This window comes from Streptomyces sp. NPDC001100, from assembly GCF_053598575.1.
The window spans coordinates 1-17,643 of the sequence record NZ_JBSFKO010000071.1 but is presented as its reverse complement, the minus strand read 5'-3'; the positions used below and the strand labels follow the sequence as shown (position 1 = coordinate 17,643).

Here is a 17,643-nt window from a genome sequence, read left to right as displayed (position 1 = left end):
CTCCTCGAAGGAGCGGAGTTCCGTCGTGTGTGCGGCCGGGGGCCCTGTCCTCCCGGCCGCACACACGGGGTGCGGCACGGCGCGTGCGCGCGCTCAGCCGTGCTGCACCGGGATGGTCCGGGTGCCTGTCTTCGTCTCGGGCACCGGGACCGTGATCGTCAGGACACCGTCCTTGTACGCGGCGGTGGCCTCGTCGCCCTTCGCGCCGGCGGGCAGCCGGACGGAGCGGGCGAAGCTCCCGTAGCGGAACTCCGTGTGGTGCTTCTGCGTGGTCTCCTCACTGCGCTCGGACCGCAGGGTCAGAACGCCTTCCGTCACCGTGATCTCGACGTCCTTCGCGGGGTCGATGCCGGGAAGCTCGGCCCGCAGCACGTACGTCCCGTCGGTCAGGTGCTCCTCGATCCGGATGGTGTGCAGTCCCGGGGCCGTGTGCGCGCCCGGGAAGCCGGTCTCGACCCAGCCGAACAGGTCGGGGAGCGCCGGCCAGCCAGGCAGCCGCTCGATCATGCCGTTCATGTTCTCCCTCCTCTTCTTGGCCACTTCCAGCGTCCCGCGCACGGGGCCCGCGCGCGTGGGCCGGGCGGGCCCGTGGTCGGCCCGGTCGGCCCTGGCAGCCGATCACCGCCGTAGTCACAGGGGGTCGGGGTCCGGGCGGCGGGGCGGTCCCAGGAGCGCGCAGTCCACGTCCACCACTCCCTCCACCGCCCGCACCAGGCGAGTGGCGACGGGCACGAGCGCGGTGTCGGGGATGCGGCCGGTGAGGGTGGCGACGCCGTCGCGCACCTCGACGCGGATCGTCTCGGCCTGCTCCGGGAACAGGTGGGCGACGACCTCGCGGCGGATCTCCTCCGCGATGTCCTTGTCCTCCCGCAGGAACACCTTCAGCAGGTCGGAACGGCTGACGATGCCCTTCAGCACCCCCTGGTCGTCGACCACGGGGAGCCGCTTGGCCCGGGTCACGGCCATGGTGCGCGCGGCCCGGGCGAGGGTCGCGTCGGCGTGGACGGTGAGGGCCGGCGCGGTCATCAGCTCGCCGGCGGTGACGGCGCCGGCCTTCGTCAGGTCGGAGAGCCGGCGCAGTTCGGTGTACCGGTCCGGGTCGCCGTCGTGGAAGGCCTCCTTGGGCAGCAGGTCGGCCTCTGAGACCACACCGATCACGCGCCGCTCGTCGTCCAGGACGGGAAGGGCACTGACCTTCCACTGCTGCATGGCCTTGACGATGTCCTTGAACCCGGCCCCGCGCCCGAGGGCGACGACGGTCCGGGTCATGACATCGCTGACGATGTGCGGGGTGCTGTGCATGGTGTCCTCCGGCGTTGTCACGGGACACCTTCAGCGTCGGTGACGGCAGCACCGGACACATGGGCCGAACGGTCCCCACCTGGGCCCCGATGGGCTCTCCTACGGCGGTCCCGTCAGGACGACGCTGGTGGTAAAGGGTTCGCGGACCGGCCCGCGGCCACCGATCCAGGGAGGTGTTGACCGTGCTACGTCCTGTTGTCGTAGGACTGGACGGTTCACGCGAGAGCCTCGCCGCCGCCGACTGGGCGGCGAGGGAGGCACTGCGCCGCGGTGTGCCGCTGCGTCTGGTGCACGCGTGGCAGGCGGCGGCGCCCGAACCGTCGACGCTGCCCGAGCTGGAGGCGCCCCGGTTCTGGTCGCGGCGGATTCTCCGCGAGGCCATGGACAGGGTCAACGAGCGGTATCCGCAGGTGTATCTGAGTGCCGAGCAGATCGCCCGGCCCGCGTCCGACGCCCTCGTGGCGGCCGGCTCGGAGGGTGAGTTGCTGGTGCTCGGCAGCCGCGCGTTCAGCGGATTCGGCGGGTTCCTGGCCGGTTCCGTGGCGCTGGCCACGGTGGCCCGCGCGACCCGGCCGGTCGTGCTGGTCCGGGCCGACGAGACCCCCGCGCGCGAGCGGATGCCGGGCCCCGACGGCAAGCCGTCGGCCCGTGCGCCGTACCGCGAGGTGGTGGTGGGCGTCGACACGGCGAGTACGTGTGACGACGTTCTCGCGTTCGCCTTCGAGAGCGCCGCGCTGCGGTCCGCACCGCTGCGTGCGGTGCACGCGTGGACGCAGTCGATCTCGCCCGGGCCCGGCGCGAAGAACACGACCGCTCAGGAGGATGCCGAGCGGGAGCTGACCAGGGTCCTCGGACCGTGGCGTGAGAAGTACCCGACGGTGGAGGTCCACGAGGTCGTGGCGAACGACCATGCGGCGCACCTGATCCAGGGGGCGACCACGGAAGCCGGTCTGCTGGTCGTCGGCCGCCGCAACCGCCCGGCCAAGGTCGGCGCGCACACCGGACGGGTCGACCACGCGGTGATGCACCACGTCCGCTGCCCGGTCGCGATCGTCCCGCACGAGTGACCCCCACCGCGTCCCGGTCCGGCCTCCCCCGGCCGGACCGGGACGCGGTCTGCCCGTCCTCGCCCACCGGACGGCGTCACCGTGCCCCCTCGGCCCCTGTACAGGGACGTTCGGCCCCTGCGGAGTCCGCCCGTCCCCGGGATACGACGGAGGAGTAGACCCGTCCGGAGGGAGTACGCCATGTTCCAGGTACGCATCCACGGCCGCGGCGGTCAGGGTGCCGTCACGGCCGCGGAGCTGTTGTCGGTGGCCGCGTTCCTGGAGGGCCGCCACGCACAGGCCTTCCCGAGCTTCGGGTCGGAACGGACGGGGGCGCCGGTCATGGCGTTCTGCCGGATCGACGACCGGCCCATCCGGGTGCGCGAGCCCGTCATGCGGCCCGACGCGCTGGTGATCCAGGACGCGACGCTGCTGCACCAGGTGAACGTCTTCGAGGGGCTGTGCCCCGGCGGCAGCCTGCTGGTCAACTCACCGCTTCCCATCGGGGACCTGGGCATCTCGGACGTCGTCACACCCGGCCGCGCCCTGACCGTCCCCGCCACGGCCCTCGCCCTGCGGCACTTCGGGCGGCCGGTGCCGAACGCCGTCCTGCTGGGCGGGCTGGCCGCACTCACCGGCTGTGTGTCGATCGACTCGCTCACGGCCGCGATCCAGGAACGCTTCCCCGGCGAGCTGGGAGCCGCGAACGCGGCCGCCGCCCGGGAGGCGTACGACCACGTCAGCACCGCCCAGCGGGAGGAGCAAGCGCATGCTCAAGCAGACTGAGGGCTCGCGCGCGGTCGCGGAGACCGTCGCGTACTGCCGCCCCGAAGTGATCGCGGCCTACCCCATCTCGCCGCAGACGCACATCGTCGAGGAGCTCAGCCGCCTGGTGAAGTCCGGCGCGCTGAAGCCCTGCGAGTACGTCAACGTCGAGTCGGAGTTCGCCGCGATGTCCATGTGCATCGGGGCCTCTGCGGCCGGTGCCCGTACCTACACGGCGACCGCCAGCCAGGGCCTGCTGTACATGGTGGAGGCGCTCTACAACGCCTCCGGGCTCGGCCTGCCGATCGTGATGACGGTCGCCAACCGGGCGATCGGCGCGCCGATCAACATCTGGAACGACCACAGCGACAGCATGTCGCAGCGGGACTCCGGCTGGATCCAGCTGTACGCGCGTGACAACCAGGAGGCCGCCGACCTGCATCCGCAGGCGTTCCGGCTGGCCGAGGAGCTGTCGCTGCCGGTGATGGTGTGCATGGACGGCTTCGTCCTCACCCACGCCTGGGAGCGGATCGAGGTGCCGGAGCAGGCCCAGGTCGACGCGTTCCTGCCGCCGTACGAGCCGCGTCAGGTCCTGGACCCGGACGAGCCCGTGTCGATCGGCGCGATGGTCGGTCCGGACGCCTTCACCGAGGTGCGCTATCTGGCGCACGCCAAGCAGATGCAGGCGCTGGACGCGATACCGCGGATCGCCGAGGAGTTCCGGCAGGTGTTCGGACGTGACTCCGGCGGGCTGGTCCATCCGTACCGCTGCGAGGGCGCCGAGACGATCGTCGTGGCGCTGGGCTCGGTGTTCGGCACCGTGTGCGACGTCGTGGACGAGATGCGGGACCGCGGGGTGCGGATCGGGACGATGGCCATCACGTCGTTCCGGCCCTTCCCCCTGGACGCGGTACGGACCGTGCTCGGCGGAGCCCGTCAAGTGGTCGTGCTGGAGCGGGCGCTGGCGGTCGGCATCGGCGGGATCGTGTCGGCGAACGTACGCACCGCGCTGTCCGGGATCCAGCTCGACGGCCACACCGTGATCGCGGGGCTCGGCGGGCGGCCGATCACCAAGGAGTCGCTGCACCGGCTGTTCGACGACGCGGTCGCCGGGCGTCTGGAGCCGCTGACCTTCCTCGACCTCAACACCGAGCTGGTGGAGCGGGAGTTGGCGCGGATGGCGCAGACCAGGCGGTCGGGCCCGTCCGCGGAGAACATCCTGCGCGATGTGGGGAGCAACCGATGAGCGCCGCACCACAGGTCAAGTTCTATCAAGTGGGCAGCTTCGCCGCCGGAAACCGGCTGCTGGGGCCCGAGTTGCAGTCCGACCAGGCCGACCCGGCCCGCGCCAACGCGCTGACCTGCGGCCACCGCGCCTGCCAGGGCTGCGGCGAGGCGCTCGGCGCCCGCTACATCCTGGACGCGGCCCAACGTGCCGCCGGCGGCAAGGTGATCGCGGTCAACGCGACCGGCTGCCTGGAAGTCTTCTCCACCCCCTATCCGGAAACGTCCTGGCAACTGCCCTGGCTGCACTCCCTGTTCGGCAACGCACCCGCGGTCGCCGCGGGCGTGGCCGCCGCGCTGCGCGCCAAGGGCCGCACCGACATCCGGGTGGTCGGGCAGGGTGGCGACGGCGGCACCGTCGACATCGGACTCGGCTGCCTGTCGGGCATGTTCGAGCGCAACGACGACGTCCTGTACGTCTGTTACGACAACGAGGCCTACATGAACACCGGCGTGCAGCGCTCCGGTGCCACTCCCCCGGCCGCGCGCACGGCCACCACCCAGGCGGTCGGCGAGGAGCCCGGCGCCCCCTTCGGGCAGGGCAAGAACCTGCCGCTGATCGCGATGGCGCACGAGATTCCCTACGTCGCCACCGCGACCGTGGCCGGTCTGCGCGACCTGGAGGCCAAGGTGCACCGGGCGATGGGAATGCACGGCGCCCGCTATCTGCACGTGCTGGTGCCCTGCCCGCTGGGCTGGGGCACGGCGTCCCACGACACGGTGCGCATCGCGCGGCTGGCCGAACAGACGGGCCTGTTCCCGGTGTTCGAGGCCGTGGACGGCGAGGTGACGGACGTGACACCGATCCGGCGACGGGTCGCCGTCGAGGAGTACCTGCGCCCGCAGAAGCGGTACGCGCACCTGTTCAAGCCCGAGGTGCGCACGGACGTGATCGCCCACCTCCAGCGGACCGCCGACCGCAACATCGCCCGTTTCGGGCTGCTCGCCGAGGAGGCAGTGCCGTGAAGGAGAAACCGTTCGCGATCACCCTGGACGTCGGCTCCAGCCTGGCCAACCACACCGGTGCCTGGCGGACCGAGCGTCCCGAGTACGTCGACCGGCTGCCGCCGTGCAACCAGGCGTGCCCGGCCGGCGAGAACATCCAGCAGTGGCTGTTCCACGCGGAGAGCGGCGACTACGAGTCCGCCTGGCGGCAGTTGATGCGGGACAACCCGCTGCCCGCCGTCATGGGCCGGGTCTGCTACCACCCCTGCGAGACGGCCTGCAACCGCGTCCAGGTCGACAACGCCGTGGGGATCAACTCCGTCGAGCGCTTCCTCGGCGACGAGGCGATCAAGCAGGGCTGGACCGTCGAGGCTCCCCCGGCGACCTCCGGCAAACGCGTCCTGGTCGTCGGCTCCGGCCCCGCCGGACTGTCGGCCGCCTACCATCTCCGGCTGCTGGGCCACGAGGTGACGATCCGTGAGGCGCAGGAGCAGCCCGGCGGGATGATGCGCTACGGCATCCCCCGCTACCGGCTGCCGCGCGAGGTCCTGGACGCGGAGATCGACCGCATCGTGGCTCTCGGCGTCACCCTCGAACTGGACACCCGCGTCGACGACGTGCTCGCCGCCCAGCGCGACGAGGGCTTCGACGCGGTGTTCCTGGCCGTGGGCGCGGGCATCGGCAGGCGCACCTACATCCCGGCCGGCGACAGCGCGAAGATCCTCGACGCGGTGGCCCTTCTCGGCAGCATGGAGGGCGAGGGCCCGCCCCTGCTGGGACGGCGGGTCGCGGTCTACGGCGGTGGCAACACGGCCATGGACGCGGCACGCACCGCCCGCCGGCTGGGCGCGACCGACGCCGTGGTGGTCTACCGGCGCAACCGGGACCGGATGCCGGCCCACGACATCGAGGTCGAGGAAGCCCTGGAGGAGGGCGTGCGGATGAAGTGGCTCTCCACCATCAAGCACGCCGACGAGGGGCACCTCACCATCGAGCGGATGGAACTCGACCAGACCGGATTCCCGCAGCCCACGGGCGAGTTCGAGGAACTGGAGGCCGACACCGTGGTCCTCGCCCTCGGCCAGGACTCCGACCTCACCCTGCTGAAGAACGTGCCCGATCTGGCGGTCGACCACGGCATGGTCCAGGTCGCCGACGGACTGATGACGAGTCATCAGGGCGTCTTCGCCGGCGGCGACATGGTGCCCGCCGACCGCACGGTCACGGTCGCCGTGGGCCACGGCAAGAAGGCGGCACGGCACATCGACGCGTATCTGCGCGGGAGTTCGTACGACCCGGGCACCAAACACGCCCCGGCCGACTTCGAGAACCTGAACACCTGGTACTACGCGGACGCGCCCGCCTCCATGCGGCCACGGCTCGAAATGGCCCGGCGCGTCTCGACGTTCGACGAGGTGGTGCAGGGAATGGACGAGTCCACGGCACTGTTCGAGGCCCGGCGGTGCATGTCGTGCGGGAACTGCTTCGAGTGCGACAACTGCTACGGCGTCTGCCCGGACAACGCGATCACCAAGCTCGGCCCCGGCAAGGGGTTCACCATCGACCTCGACTACTGCAAGGGCTGCGGGCTGTGCGTGGCCGAGTGCCCGAGCGGGGCGATCGAGATGGTGCCGGAGGAGTGAGAAGGCGGCCGTGAGAAGAGAAGAGGGGCCCCGCGCTTGAAGCGCGGGGCCCCTCTCATGGTGTGTCAGCCGACGAACTCGCCCACGGCCGCCTTCAGTTCGGTCAGTCCCTTCTTGGCGTCGGTGAAGAACATGCCGGTCTTCGGGTCGGTGTACAGCTCGTTGTCGACGCCCGCGTAGCCGTGGCCCATCGAGCGCTTGATGACGACGATGCTCTTCGCCTTGTCGACGTCGAGGATCGGCATGCCCGAGATCGCGTTGCCGGGTCGGCGGGCCATCGGGTTGGTGACGTCGTTGGCGCCGATCACCAACGCCACGTCGGCCTGCGGGAATTCGGGGTTGACCTCGTCCATCTCCTTGAGCTGTGTGTACGGCACGTTCGCCTCCGCCAGGAGCACGTTCATGTGCCCCGGCATACGGCCGGCCACCGGGTGGACGGCGTAGCTGACGTCGACGCCGTGCCCGGTCAACAGCTTGGCCAGGTCGCCGAGTTCGTGCTGTGCCTGGGCGGCGGCGAGACCGTACCCGGGGACGAAGACGACCTTGCTCGCGTAGGCGAGCTGGATCGCCACGTCGTCGACGGAGACGGCGCGCACCTGGGCCGGGGCACCGGATCCGGTCGCCGCCGGGGCGCTGTCGCCGGTGCCGAAGCCGCCGATCACGATGTTCATGATGGAGCGGTTCATGGCGTCGGCCATCAGCTTGGTGAGGATGCCGCCCGAGGAACTGACGAGCATGCCCGCGATGATCAGGGCGGTCTCGTCGAGGACGAAGCCCGCCATGGCGACCGCCGACCCCGTGAAGGCGTTCAGCAGGGCGATGACGACGGGCATGTCGGCCCCGCCGATGGGCAGCACCATCGTCACACCGAAGAGCAGGGCGACGACGACCAGTCCGTACAGGGCAGTTGGCGAGTCGGGGGCCAGCACCAGCCAGGCGGTGCCGACGACGAAGGACGCCGGGAGCAGCACGTTGAGCAGGCGTGCCCCCGGGAACACGACCGGGGAGCCGGACACGACGCCCTGGAGCTTGCCGGCCGCGACGAGCGAGCCGGAGAAGGTGACCGCGCCGATGACGATGTCCAGGGCGCCCGGCAGTGAGACGCGTGCGCCCAGCGCTGCCGGATGGTCGGCCTGGAGGAGGTCGTTGACCGCGATGAGGGCAGCCGCGCCGCCGCCAACGGCGTTGAAGAGGCTGACCAGTTGGGGCATCGCGGTCATCTTGACCTCGCGCGCGGCCCACAGGCCGAGTGCGGCGCCGACGAGACCGCCGCTGACGAGGACGAGCCAGCCGGTAGTGGTGATCCGGTTCTCGTGCAGGACGAGCCACACCGTGGCGCCGATCGCGACGGCCATGGCCCCGGCGGAGAGCGTGTTGCCGCGGCGGGCCGTGCGCGGGTGGTTCATCAGGTGCAGGCCGAGCACGAAGCAGGCGGCGGCGATCAGGAAGACGTAGTGGACGGCGTTGGAGACGGTGTCCATGGCGGTCACACCTCCGCCTTCTCGTTGCTCTTTGCGGTGGGCCGGGCCTTGAACATCTCCAGCATCCGGTCGGTGACGACGTAGCCCCCGACCACGTTCATGGCGCCGAACACCATGGCCACGAAGGCCAGGACATAGCCGAGCCAGGTGTGCGACTCGGCGGCGATGAGCATGGCGCCGATGACGACGATGCCGTGCACCGAGTTGGAACCCGACATCAGCGGGGTGTGCAGGGTCGCGGGGACCTTGCTGATGACCTCGATGCCGACCAGGACGCTCAGCACGAAGACGGTGATCGCGGTGAGGAGGTCGAGGTTGTTCATGAGGATGCACCTCCTGTCTGAGCTGCTCCGCCCATGAGGGCGGCCGTGATCTCGTCGGTCGGGTCGAGGACGAGTTCGCCGTCGGGCGCGAGGTGGCGCAGGAGGGCGACGAGGTTGCGGGCGTAGGCGGTGGACGCGGCGGTGGCCATGGCGGACGGCAGGCGGCCGGCGCCGATCAGGGTCACGCCGTTGTCGAGGACGGTGGTCTTGTCGGCCTCGGTGCCCTCGACGTTGCCGCCGAACTCGCTCGCGGCGAGGTCGACGACGACCGAGCCGGGCTTCATCCGCCCGACGACTTCGGCGCTCACAAGCAACGGCGGTTTGCGGCCGGGCACTTGGGCGGTGGTGACGACGATGTCGGAGCGGGCGATGTGCCCGTCCAGCGCGGCCCGCTGCGCCTGTTGCTCCTCTTCGGTCAACTCCCGTGCATAGCCGGTCTGTTCGGCGCCCGGTTCCGGTGCCTGGGCGGTCTGTATGTCGAGGAACCGGGCGCCCAGCGACTCCACCTCCCCTCGGGACGCGGGGCGTACGTCGTACGCCGAGACGACGGCGCCGAGACGGCGGGCCGTGGCGATCGCCTGGAGCCCGGCCACTCCGGCGCCGAGGACGAGGACCTGCGCCGGGCGCATGGTGCCCGCCGCGGTGGTCAGCATCGGGAAGAACCGGTCGTAGGAGTCGGCGGCCAGGACCGCCGCCTTGTAGCCGGCGACGTTGGCCTGGGAGGTCAGCGCGTCCATGGACTGGGCGCGGCTGAGGGTGCGGGGCAGCAGGTCGAGGCTCACCGTACGGACCCCGCGCCCGGTCAGTTCCTCGACGAGGGCGGGATGGCGGAGCGGTTCGAGCAGGCCGATCAGGGTCTGCCCGGTGCGCAGCGCCCCGGCGCTCTCCGGGTCCGGCGGTCCGACGCACAGCACGGCGTCGGCGCGTGTGTACAGCTCCTCCGGGGACACGACGGTCGCACCGGCCTCGGTGTACTCGGCGTCGGTGAACCAGGCGCCGGACCCGGCACCGGCCTCGACGAGGACGTCGATTCCGGCCCGGCGCAGGAGGGTTACGGCCTCGGGGACGAGCGCGACCCGGCGTTCACCGGGGGCCCTCTCCCGTACGGCTCCTACGGTGACGGTTCCCATGATCTGCTGCCTCTCCCTGTGACTCCGGGGTTGCCGGGGTCGAAACGCGAAGACGAACTCAGAACTCGAAGACGAGCCGTGCTTCGGCCCGTCCGCCGAGGACCTCGTCGAAGGAGTCGTTGACCTCGTCCAGGCGCCGCGGTTCGGCGATGACCTTGGTGCGGCCGGCCGCGTGCAGCGCGAACACCTCGGACAGGTCCTGACGGGTGCCGACGATGGAGCCGATGACGGAGATCCCGCCGAGCACGGTCTCGAAGATCGGCACGTTGATCGACGCGTTGTCGGCGGGCAGGGCGACCATGACCAGTCGTCCGCCGCGGTTGAGCGACCGGTACGCCTGCTCGAACGCCTTGGGCGCGGCGGCCAGCACGACGGCCACGTCCGCGCCGCCGGCCTTCTTGATCTCGTCGACCGGGTCGTGGGTACGGGCGTTGACGGTCAGGTCGGCGCCGAGCTGGTGGGCGAGGCCCAGCTTGTCGGGTTCGAGGTCGACGGCGGTGACGAACCCGCCGACGAGGCGCGCGTACTGGAGCGCCAGGTGGCCGAGGCCGCCGATGCCGAAGACGGCGACGCGCTCGGCCGGTGTGACCCGGGCGACCTTGATCGCCTTGTAGGTGGTGACGCCCGCGCAGGTCAGCGGTGCCGCGTCGAAGGACGACACACCGTCGGGGACCCGGACGATCGCACCCGCGTGCGCGACGGCGTACTCGGCGTAGCAACCGTCCACGGAGTAGCCGGAGTTGACCTGGCTCTCGCAGAGGGTCTCCCAGCCGGAGACGCAGTAGCGGCAGGTGCCGCAGGACGAGCCGAGCCACGGGATCGCGACCCGTTTGCCGATCAGGTCGTGGGAGACACCGGCGCCGACGGCCTGGACGGGCCCGACGCCCTCGTGGCCGGGGATGAACGGCGGCTGCGGCTTGACCGGCCAGTCGCCGTGCGCCGCGTGGATGTCGGTGTGGCAGAGGCCGGAGGCCTCCATCTTCACGAGCACCTGGCCGGGGCCGGGCTCGGGGACGGGAAGGTCCTGGATCTCCAGTGGCTTCCCGAAGTCGGTGACGACTGCCGCCTTCATGATCTGCTCCTCAAGTGGTTCCGCACCGGGCCGCCTTGACCCGGGTCACGAAATGCAGCCCGTCTCCGGCTGCGAGGGAGAAGCCGCCCGGTGTGCCCGGTTCCACGTCCAGGACGTAGAAGGGGCGGCCGAACGCCTCGTACTGGTCCGCGTTCACATGGAAGGTGCAGCCCTCCACCACGCCGACGAGCATGTCCCCGTCTCCCAGGGCGAATTCGCCGCCGGGGAAGCACATCGGGTCGCTGCCGTCGCAGCAGCCGCCCGACTGGACGAACATCACGGGCTCGCCGCGGGTGGCGCGCAGGGCCGCGATGGCCTTGCGCGCCGCACGCGTTGCGGTGACGCGCCCGACAGTGCCGTAATCGACCTTTCCGGGCATGTCTCTGCGCTCCTCTAGAACAGCCCGAGCGGCTTGTCGCTGTAGCTGACCAGGAGGTTCTTGGTCTGGCTGTAGTGCTCGAGCATCATCTTGTGCGTCTCGCGTCCGATGCCGGAGACCTTGTAGCCACCGAACGCGGCACCCGCGGGGTACTGGTGGTAGCAGTTCGTCCAGACCCGGCCGGCCTTGATGGCGCGGCCCATCCGGTAGGTGAGCGCGGTGTCGCGGCTCCACACGCCGGCGCCCAGGCCGTAGAGCGTGTCGTTGGCGATCTCCAGGGCCTCGGCCTCGTCCTTGAAGGTGGTGACAGCGAGGACGGGTCCGAAGATCTCCTCCTGGAAGACGCGCATCTTGTTGTGGCCCTTGAGGACGGTCGGCTCGTAGAAGTAGCCGTTCGCGAACTCCCCTTCCATGGTGGGCCGGTGGCCGCCGACGAGGAGTTCCGCGCCTTCCTTGAGGCCGATCTCGACGTACGACGCGATCTTCTCGATCTGCTGCTTGGAGACCTGTGGGCCGATCATGGTCGCGGTGTCCAGCGGGTCGCCCTGCTTGATGGCGCGGATGCGCTCCAGGCAGCGGCCCATGAACTCCTCGTAGATGTCCTCCTGGATGAGGGCGCGCGAGGGACAGGTGCAGACCTCGCCCTTGTTGAACGCGTACAGGACGAGCCCCTCGACGGCCTTGTTGAGGAAGTCGTCGTCCTTCGCGGCCACGTCGTTGAAGAAGATGTTCGGCGACTTGCCGCCCAGCTCCAGCGTGACCGGGATGATGTTCTGCGCCGCGTACTGCATGATCAGGCGGCCGGTGGTGGTCTCGCCGGTGAAGGCGACCTTGGCGATGCGCTTGTTGGTCGCGAGGGCCTTGCCGATCTCGGCGCCGGGCCCGTTGACGACGTTGAGGACGCCGGACGGCAGGTGGTCGCCGACGACCTCCATCAGCTTGAGGATCGACCACGGGGTCGGCGAGGCCGGCTTGAGCACCGTGGCGTTGCCGGCGGCGAGCGCCGGGGCCAGCTTCCACGCGGCCATCAGCAGCGGGAAGTTGAACGGGATGATCTGGCCGACCACGCCCAGCGGCTCGTGGAAGTGGTAGGCCACCGTGTCCTTGTCGATCTCGGTGATCTGGCTCTCCTCGGCACGGATCGCCGCCGCGAAGTAGCGGAAGTGGTCGGCCGCGAGGGGAATGTCGGCCGCGAGGGTCTCACGGACCGGCTTGCCGTTCTCCCAGCTCTCGGCTATCGCCAGTTCCTCTCGGTGGGCGTCGATGGCGTCGGCGACCGCGTTGAGCGCGGCGGCGCGCTGCGCGGTGGACGCCTCGCCCCACTTGGGCTGTGCGGCGTGCGCCGCGTCCAGGGCGAGCTCGATGTCCTCGGGTCCGGACTTCGGGACCTCGCAGATCGGCTCGGCGGTGGCGGGGCACAGGTTGGGCGAGTACTCACCGGTGGTGGGTGCCTGCCACTTGCCGCCGATGAAGTTCTCGTAGCGGGGCGCGACGTCCACGGGGCTGCCCGCCCGGCCAGGAGGCTGGTACTTCATGACCGTCCCCTCTCCCTCGGGTTTCTCATCACGACGATCGTGGTGATGCTCAACACGCTAGGAACCCGAACGCTGCAACACCGCTGCATGACGTGCGACCTGCGGCGGAATGCCGCTCTCGACGTCCAGCGCGTGGGCGCGGGCCGCCGCCGCGGCCCGCTGCGGCGATCCGCCGGGCAAGGCGTGCGCCAGTGCCGACCATGCGGGGACGTCGTCGGTGCCCCAGTCCGCGGCCACCCAGCGGCGCAGCAGCTCGGGGTTGCCGCTGCCGAGCACGGCACCGCGCAACTGCTGCTCCAGACAACGCCGTTGCTCCACCACCACCGGCGCGTCGGAGCGCGGCAGCAACGGCCCGGGGTAGTGGGCGAGCGCCTGCGCCACCCGCCCTTCGGCGAGGAGGTCGGAGATCTCGCCGAGGTCGGTCCGCACCGGGCGCAGCAGTGCGTACGGCCGCGAACCGAGCAGAGCGGGGCCGAGAACGGCACGCAGCCGGGTCATCTCGGCCCGCAGCGTCGACGGCGGTACCTCGCGGTCGGACAGCTCCACGGCCAGCCGGTCACCCGTCACTCCGTGACCGGTCAGGGCGAGCGCCAGCACGATCTCGCTGTGCCGCGGACTCAGCCGCAGCACCCGTCCACCGCATTCGAGCAGGGCGCTGTCCCGGCCGAGCACGTTCAGCCGTATGTCGTCGCCGCGTCCGGCCAGGTCCGGCATGCTCACCGGTGCGGTCAGTGTCCGGGCGAGGTGCGCCTCGGCGGCGAGGGCCGCTCCTCGTACGGCGGCCAGGGCCGGGGGTGTGGCGATGGTGCTGCCGCCGGAGAGGTCGACCACGCCGAGGACGAGTCCGGTGGCGGGATGGCGGACCGGGGCGGCGGCGCACGACCAGGCGTGCACGGCGGAACTGAAGTGCTCGCCGGTCACGATCTGGACGGGACGGCCCAACTCCAGCGCGGTGCCGGGGGCGTTGGTCCCGGCCCGCGTCTCGGACCAGACGGCCCCTTCGGCGAAGTGCATCCGCTCGCCCCGCTCGATGGTCGCGGAGTCGCCCTCGACCCAGAGTAGGGTGCCGTCGGCGTCGGCGACCGCGAAGACGTGCCCGTCGTCGGCTGCGCCGGCCCCGAGCAGTTCCCGGAACAGGGGCACGACCGTGGCCAGTGGATGGGAGCGCCGGTACGTGGCCAGTTCCGCGGAGGCCGTGTGCAGGGGCGGCAGCCGGCTGCCGTCGGGACAGACGCCGTGCATCTCGCAGCGGTGCCACGACGCGGCCACCAGGTCACGTACGTGGGGCACCGCTCCATGCACCGTCACGAAGCGTTCGTGTGCCGCGCGCAGAGCTGTCGCCGAGCTGGTGGAAGCGTCCATCGCACATCCCAGGTGCCGTTCTCCGGGTCCGTCACCTCCACCTCAGTCGTACGGCGGGACGAACTGCAGAGGCCGAACGGCCCCGGTGACAGGGTCTCTCGGGTCCCGGCCGGGGATTGTGGCCGCCGACCGGGAGCACGGCGATGGAGAGGGGCTGCGCTACTCCCCCGCCACCGGGACGCTCCACACCAGCGTGCTGCCGCCGCCCTCCGGACGGCTCAGCTCCAGGTCTCCGCCGAACTCCTGAGCCCGCTCCTGCAGATTGCGCAGACCACTGCGACGCCCCTCGGCCGGAATACCGACCCCGTTGTCGGTCACCGTCAGACGCACCTCGCGGCCGTCGGTCTCCAGGGCGACGTCGGCGCGGCCGGCCCGCGCGTGCCGGGCGACGTTGGTCAGCGCCTCGGTCAGTACGGCGATCACCTGGTCGGCGATCTCCCGCGGCACGTCGGTGTCGACCAGCCCCTCCATCCGCACGCTGGGGGCGAAGCCCAGCACGGGGGCGGCTTCGCCGACCGCGCGCACGACACGGGCCCGCAGCCCTGTCCCGGCGCCGTCGTCACGCGCCCGCAGGCCGAAGATCGTCGACCTGATGATCTTGATGGTCTCGTCGAGGTCGTCGACCGCCCGTGCCACGCGCTCGGCGGCCCCGGCGTGGTCGATGAAGCGGCCCGCGCTCTGAAGGGTCATGCCGGTGGCGAACAGTCGTTGAATGGCGAGGTCGTGCAGGTCACGGGCGATCCGGTCGCGGTCCTGGAGCACCGCGACTTCCTCGGCGTCCCGTCGGCGTTCGGCCAGTTCCATCGCGACGGCCGCCTGTGCGGCGAAGGCCTGCAAGGTCTCGGTCTCCGTCACCGTGAAGGGCTGCCGCCCGGCTTCGCGCGCCAGCAGGACCACGCCGCGCACACCGGCATCACCCGAGCCGATGGGCACGGCCACCGCGGGGCCGAGTCCCTCGAAGCGCCGTGGCTCCGGGGAGATACGGCTGTCATTGCTCGCGTCCGAACTGGTGACGGGAGCGACGCCGGAGAAGGCCAGCCCCATCAGGCTGCGGTCCATGGGCAGGATCAGCCCCTGGTGCGCCTCGGCGTCCATGCCGACGGCGATCTCGACGGCGAGCCTCTCGGTGCCCTCCATCGGCACGGCGACCGCCGCGAGGGCGGAGCCCGTGATCTCGCCGGCCCGCTCGGCGATCATGGCGAGGACCTTGGTGCGGGCGTCGCCGGACATCAGGGTGTGGGTGATCTCCGCGTTGGCCCGCAGCCAGCGTTCCCGCAGGCGGGACTCCTCGTACAGGCGGGCGTTGTCGATCGCGACACCGGCCGCCACCGCCAGGGTGGACAGGACGGACTCGTCCTCGTCGTCGAACTGCGCTCCGGCACGCTTCTCCGTCAGGTAGAGGTTGCCGAAGATCTGGTCGCGCACACGGATCGGCACGCCGAGGAAGGTGTTCATGGGCGGGTGGTTGGGCGGGAATCCGTACGAGGCGGCATGCTCGGAGATCTTCACGAGCCGCAGGGGCTCGGGACGGCGGATCAGCTCGCCGAGAATGCCGTGGCCCTCCGGGAACGGGCCGATGCGGGCGATCTGCGCCTCGGTGACGCCGACCGTGTGGAAGGCCGACAGGGCCTTTCCGTCCGGGGTGATCACGCCGAGCGCCGCGTACTCGGCGTCGACGAGAACCGCGGCGGCCTCGACGATACTGTGCAGGGCCTGTTCCAGCTCCAGCTCCCTGCCGACGGAGAGCACCGCCTCCAGCAGGCTGTGCACCCGGTCGCGGGTACCGCGGGCCGCGTCCAGCCGGGCCTGGAGCTCCTCCAGCAGCTCGTCCAGCTTCAGCTGCGGCAGCCGTGTACGGGCTTCCCGGGAATCCTCAGCGCTTGCCACCGGTGATCCTCCAGATCCCTTCACCACACCGCGGGTCGGCCCCTCCGGTCATGTCTCACGGTATCGGTGGAAGGCCGCCGATGACATGGGATCAAGCCTCCGTAGTGCCCTGGCTCCGGGAATTCCGATCGATCGGCACCGGAAGGGGACCCCTGGCCCCAGTCACGGGCCGGGTGGCACTGGGCCGGAGCCGGTGCCGGGGCCAGTCTGGAGTCGCTGGCAAACGATCAAAGGAGTGGAGCAGATGACCCCAAGAGACACCGGCGGCCATGCCCCCGCGACAACCGTCGTGCAGGTGCGGACCGAGGGCGAGGTCGACAGCGAGTCCGTCGCCTACCTCCGGGCCAAACTGGCCGTGCTGTTCGACCGGCCGGAGGTTGTCGGCAGCCACGGCGAGGTGCGGATCGCCAGGGCCGCCGCGCACCACGTCGAGCAACCTTGGTCGGCCAGGGCCGAGGTCCAGGTGGGGAACGACCTCCTGGTCGTGCAGGCCAGGGAGGCGAGCGCGCACGAGCTCGCGGACCGGTTGCAGGATCGGCTGCGCGGCCGGATGGAGCGCGTCGCACACCGCTCGGACACGGCCCGCCGGTCCGCGGCCCCGCCTCCGTGGCGCGGCGGGCCGGGCGACAGTCCGCAACAGGACCGGCCGGAACCCACTCCGTAGCCGCTGCGGTGCTGTCGTGACATCCATGGGGCGTCGTCGGGCGGCCAAGAGGGTCGTCCTCCGCCTCGGCGGCGCCCACCGCCCGTGTGCCGGGCCGGGCGCCTACGGGCCGGTCGGCCGACGGCAACAGGCCGATCGGCCCTATCGGATCCCGCCCCGGCGCCGTTCCATTGGCTGTTCAAGCCCCTAACCGCCTTGTCCATCGGCCGCATCTCCCCCGGTGGGCCGTCAGCCGGAGACACCGATCAGTGAGTGACGAACCCGTACGGAGGCTGTCCACGACCACGGGAGAGGCCCTGCGGTTGCTGGGCAGCGTGCCCATGGGAAGGATCGCCTTCACTCAGCATGCGCTGCCGACCATCCGTCCGGTCAACCACATCGTCGAGGACGGGGTCATCGTCATCGGGACCCACGAGGGCGCGGCCATGACCTCGCGTGCCCTCCAGGCCGGCGGTTCGGGGGTCGTCGTCGCGTACGAAGCCGACGACATCGACCCCGAGACCCACCTCGGCTGGAGCGTGGTGGTCACGGGCTACGCCCACTTGGTGACGGAAACCGGCGAACTGGCCCGGTATCAGAAGCTGTTGCGGCCCTGGGTACGGCAGACGATGGACTACGTCGTGCGCATCCAACCGGACCTGGTGACCGGACTGCTGCTCGTCTCCGCCGACCGTCCCCGTTGAGGTTCGGCCGAACTCGCTCAACGGGCCGGGGTACCGCCGCTGTTGTGCGGAGGTACCCCGGCCATGGCGTACTTCTGGCTGTTACTTCAGCCAGTTGTGGTCGCGGACGACCGGGAGCTTCGCCCAGACCTTGCCCAGACCC

At 71.0% G+C, this 17,643-nt stretch carries 17 protein-coding genes; 7 read left to right on the top strand and 10 right to left on the bottom strand.

What is annotated here, in order from left to right; all coding sequences use genetic code 11:
• Nucleotides 1-93: 93 nt before the first annotated feature.
• Nucleotides 94-516 (bottom strand): Hsp20/alpha crystallin family protein, encoded by a 423-nt coding sequence (locus ACWDEW_RS47720; RefSeq protein WP_450522475.1) that lies wholly within the window; start codon nucleotides 514-516, stop codon nucleotides 94-96.
• Nucleotides 517-630: 114 nt separating this feature from the next.
• Entirely contained in the window at nucleotides 631-1,302 is a 672-nt protein-coding gene (locus tag ACWDEW_RS47715) for a CBS domain-containing protein (RefSeq protein ID WP_450522504.1), read from the bottom strand.
• 182 nt (nucleotides 1,303-1,484) lie between these two features.
• On the opposite strand from ACWDEW_RS47715, the gene ACWDEW_RS47710 reads away from it, so the two are divergent.
• The 5 genes from ACWDEW_RS47710 (at nucleotide 1,485) to ACWDEW_RS47690 (ending at nucleotide 6,985) form a co-directional block, all read left to right on the top strand.
• The gene (locus ACWDEW_RS47710; protein WP_450522473.1) at nucleotides 1,485-2,369 is read left to right on the top strand and encodes a universal stress protein; all 885 of its coding nucleotides are present in this window, start codon (nucleotides 1,485-1,487) and stop codon (nucleotides 2,367-2,369) included.
• A gap of 180 nt (nucleotides 2,370-2,549) precedes the next feature.
• Nucleotides 2,550-3,134, top strand: a complete 585-nt coding sequence (locus tag ACWDEW_RS47705; RefSeq protein WP_450522472.1) for a 2-oxoacid:acceptor oxidoreductase family protein — start codon at nucleotides 2,550-2,552, stop codon at nucleotides 3,132-3,134.
• The gene (gene porA / locus ACWDEW_RS47700) at nucleotides 3,118-4,359 is read left to right on the top strand and encodes a pyruvate ferredoxin oxidoreductase (RefSeq protein ID WP_450522470.1); all 1,242 of its coding nucleotides are present in this window, start codon (nucleotides 3,118-3,120) and stop codon (nucleotides 4,357-4,359) included. The genes ACWDEW_RS47705 and porA overlap by 17 nt, the downstream gene beginning before the upstream one ends.
• Complete coding sequence (locus ACWDEW_RS47695) at nucleotides 4,356-5,363, top strand: thiamine pyrophosphate-dependent enzyme (protein ID WP_450522468.1); 1,008 nt, start codon at nucleotides 4,356-4,358, stop codon at nucleotides 5,361-5,363. Before porA ends, ACWDEW_RS47695 begins: the two co-directional genes overlap by 4 nt.
• On the top strand, nucleotides 5,360-6,985 hold the full coding sequence (locus tag ACWDEW_RS47690; RefSeq protein WP_450522466.1) for an NAD(P)-binding protein: 1,626 nt from the start codon (nucleotides 5,360-5,362) through the stop codon (nucleotides 6,983-6,985). Before ACWDEW_RS47695 ends, ACWDEW_RS47690 begins: the two co-directional genes overlap by 4 nt.
• Before the next feature lie 65 nt (nucleotides 6,986-7,050).
• On the opposite strand, the gene ACWDEW_RS47685 is transcribed toward ACWDEW_RS47690, so the two are convergent.
• The 8 genes from ACWDEW_RS47685 to ACWDEW_RS47650 all read right to left on the bottom strand — a co-directional run bounded on the left by ACWDEW_RS47685 (nucleotide 7,051) and on the right by ACWDEW_RS47650 (nucleotide 16,154).
• Nucleotides 7,051-8,466, bottom strand: a complete 1,416-nt coding sequence (locus ACWDEW_RS47685; protein WP_450522502.1) for an NAD(P)(+) transhydrogenase (Re/Si-specific) subunit beta — start codon at nucleotides 8,464-8,466, stop codon at nucleotides 7,051-7,053.
• Between the two features lie 5 nt (nucleotides 8,467-8,471).
• Complete coding sequence (locus ACWDEW_RS47680) at nucleotides 8,472-8,789, bottom strand: NAD(P) transhydrogenase subunit alpha (RefSeq protein ID WP_450522464.1); 318 nt, start codon at nucleotides 8,787-8,789, stop codon at nucleotides 8,472-8,474.
• Nucleotides 8,786-9,919, bottom strand: coding sequence for an NAD(P) transhydrogenase subunit alpha (locus ACWDEW_RS47675; protein ID WP_450522463.1), 1,134 nt, complete (start codon nucleotides 9,917-9,919; stop codon nucleotides 8,786-8,788). Before ACWDEW_RS47675 ends, ACWDEW_RS47680 begins: the two co-directional genes overlap by 4 nt.
• 58 nt (nucleotides 9,920-9,977) lie before the next feature.
• Complete coding sequence (locus tag ACWDEW_RS47670; RefSeq protein WP_450522461.1) at nucleotides 9,978-10,991, bottom strand: zinc-dependent alcohol dehydrogenase; 1,014 nt, start codon at nucleotides 10,989-10,991, stop codon at nucleotides 9,978-9,980.
• Nucleotides 10,992-11,001: 10 nt separating this feature from the next.
• Nucleotides 11,002-11,370: a DUF779 domain-containing protein gene (locus ACWDEW_RS47665; protein ID WP_450522459.1), complete on the bottom strand. Its 369-nt coding sequence runs from the start codon at nucleotides 11,368-11,370 to the stop codon at nucleotides 11,002-11,004.
• A 14-nt stretch (nucleotides 11,371-11,384) separates the two neighbouring features.
• Complete coding sequence (locus ACWDEW_RS47660; protein WP_450522457.1) at nucleotides 11,385-12,905, bottom strand: aldehyde dehydrogenase family protein; 1,521 nt, start codon at nucleotides 12,903-12,905, stop codon at nucleotides 11,385-11,387.
• 57 nt (nucleotides 12,906-12,962) lie between these two features.
• Nucleotides 12,963-14,267: a GAF domain-containing protein gene (locus tag ACWDEW_RS47655; protein WP_450522455.1), complete on the bottom strand. Its 1,305-nt coding sequence runs from the start codon at nucleotides 14,265-14,267 to the stop codon at nucleotides 12,963-12,965.
• Between the two features lie 159 nt (nucleotides 14,268-14,426).
• Nucleotides 14,427-16,154: a GAF domain-containing protein gene (locus ACWDEW_RS47650; protein ID WP_450522453.1), complete on the bottom strand. Its 1,728-nt coding sequence runs from the start codon at nucleotides 16,152-16,154 to the stop codon at nucleotides 14,427-14,429.
• A 244-nt stretch (nucleotides 16,155-16,398) separates the two neighbouring features.
• On the opposite strand from ACWDEW_RS47650, the gene ACWDEW_RS47645 reads away from it, so the two are divergent.
• Together ACWDEW_RS47645 and ACWDEW_RS47640 are read left to right on the top strand one after the other, a co-directional pair.
• Entirely contained in the window at nucleotides 16,399-16,818 is a 420-nt protein-coding gene (locus tag ACWDEW_RS47645; protein ID WP_450522451.1) for a hypothetical protein, read from the top strand.
• A gap of 248 nt (nucleotides 16,819-17,066) precedes the next feature.
• Complete coding sequence (locus ACWDEW_RS47640) at nucleotides 17,067-17,501, top strand: pyridoxamine 5'-phosphate oxidase family protein (protein ID WP_450522449.1); 435 nt, start codon at nucleotides 17,067-17,069, stop codon at nucleotides 17,499-17,501.
• Nucleotides 17,502-17,643: the final 142 nt, after the last annotated feature.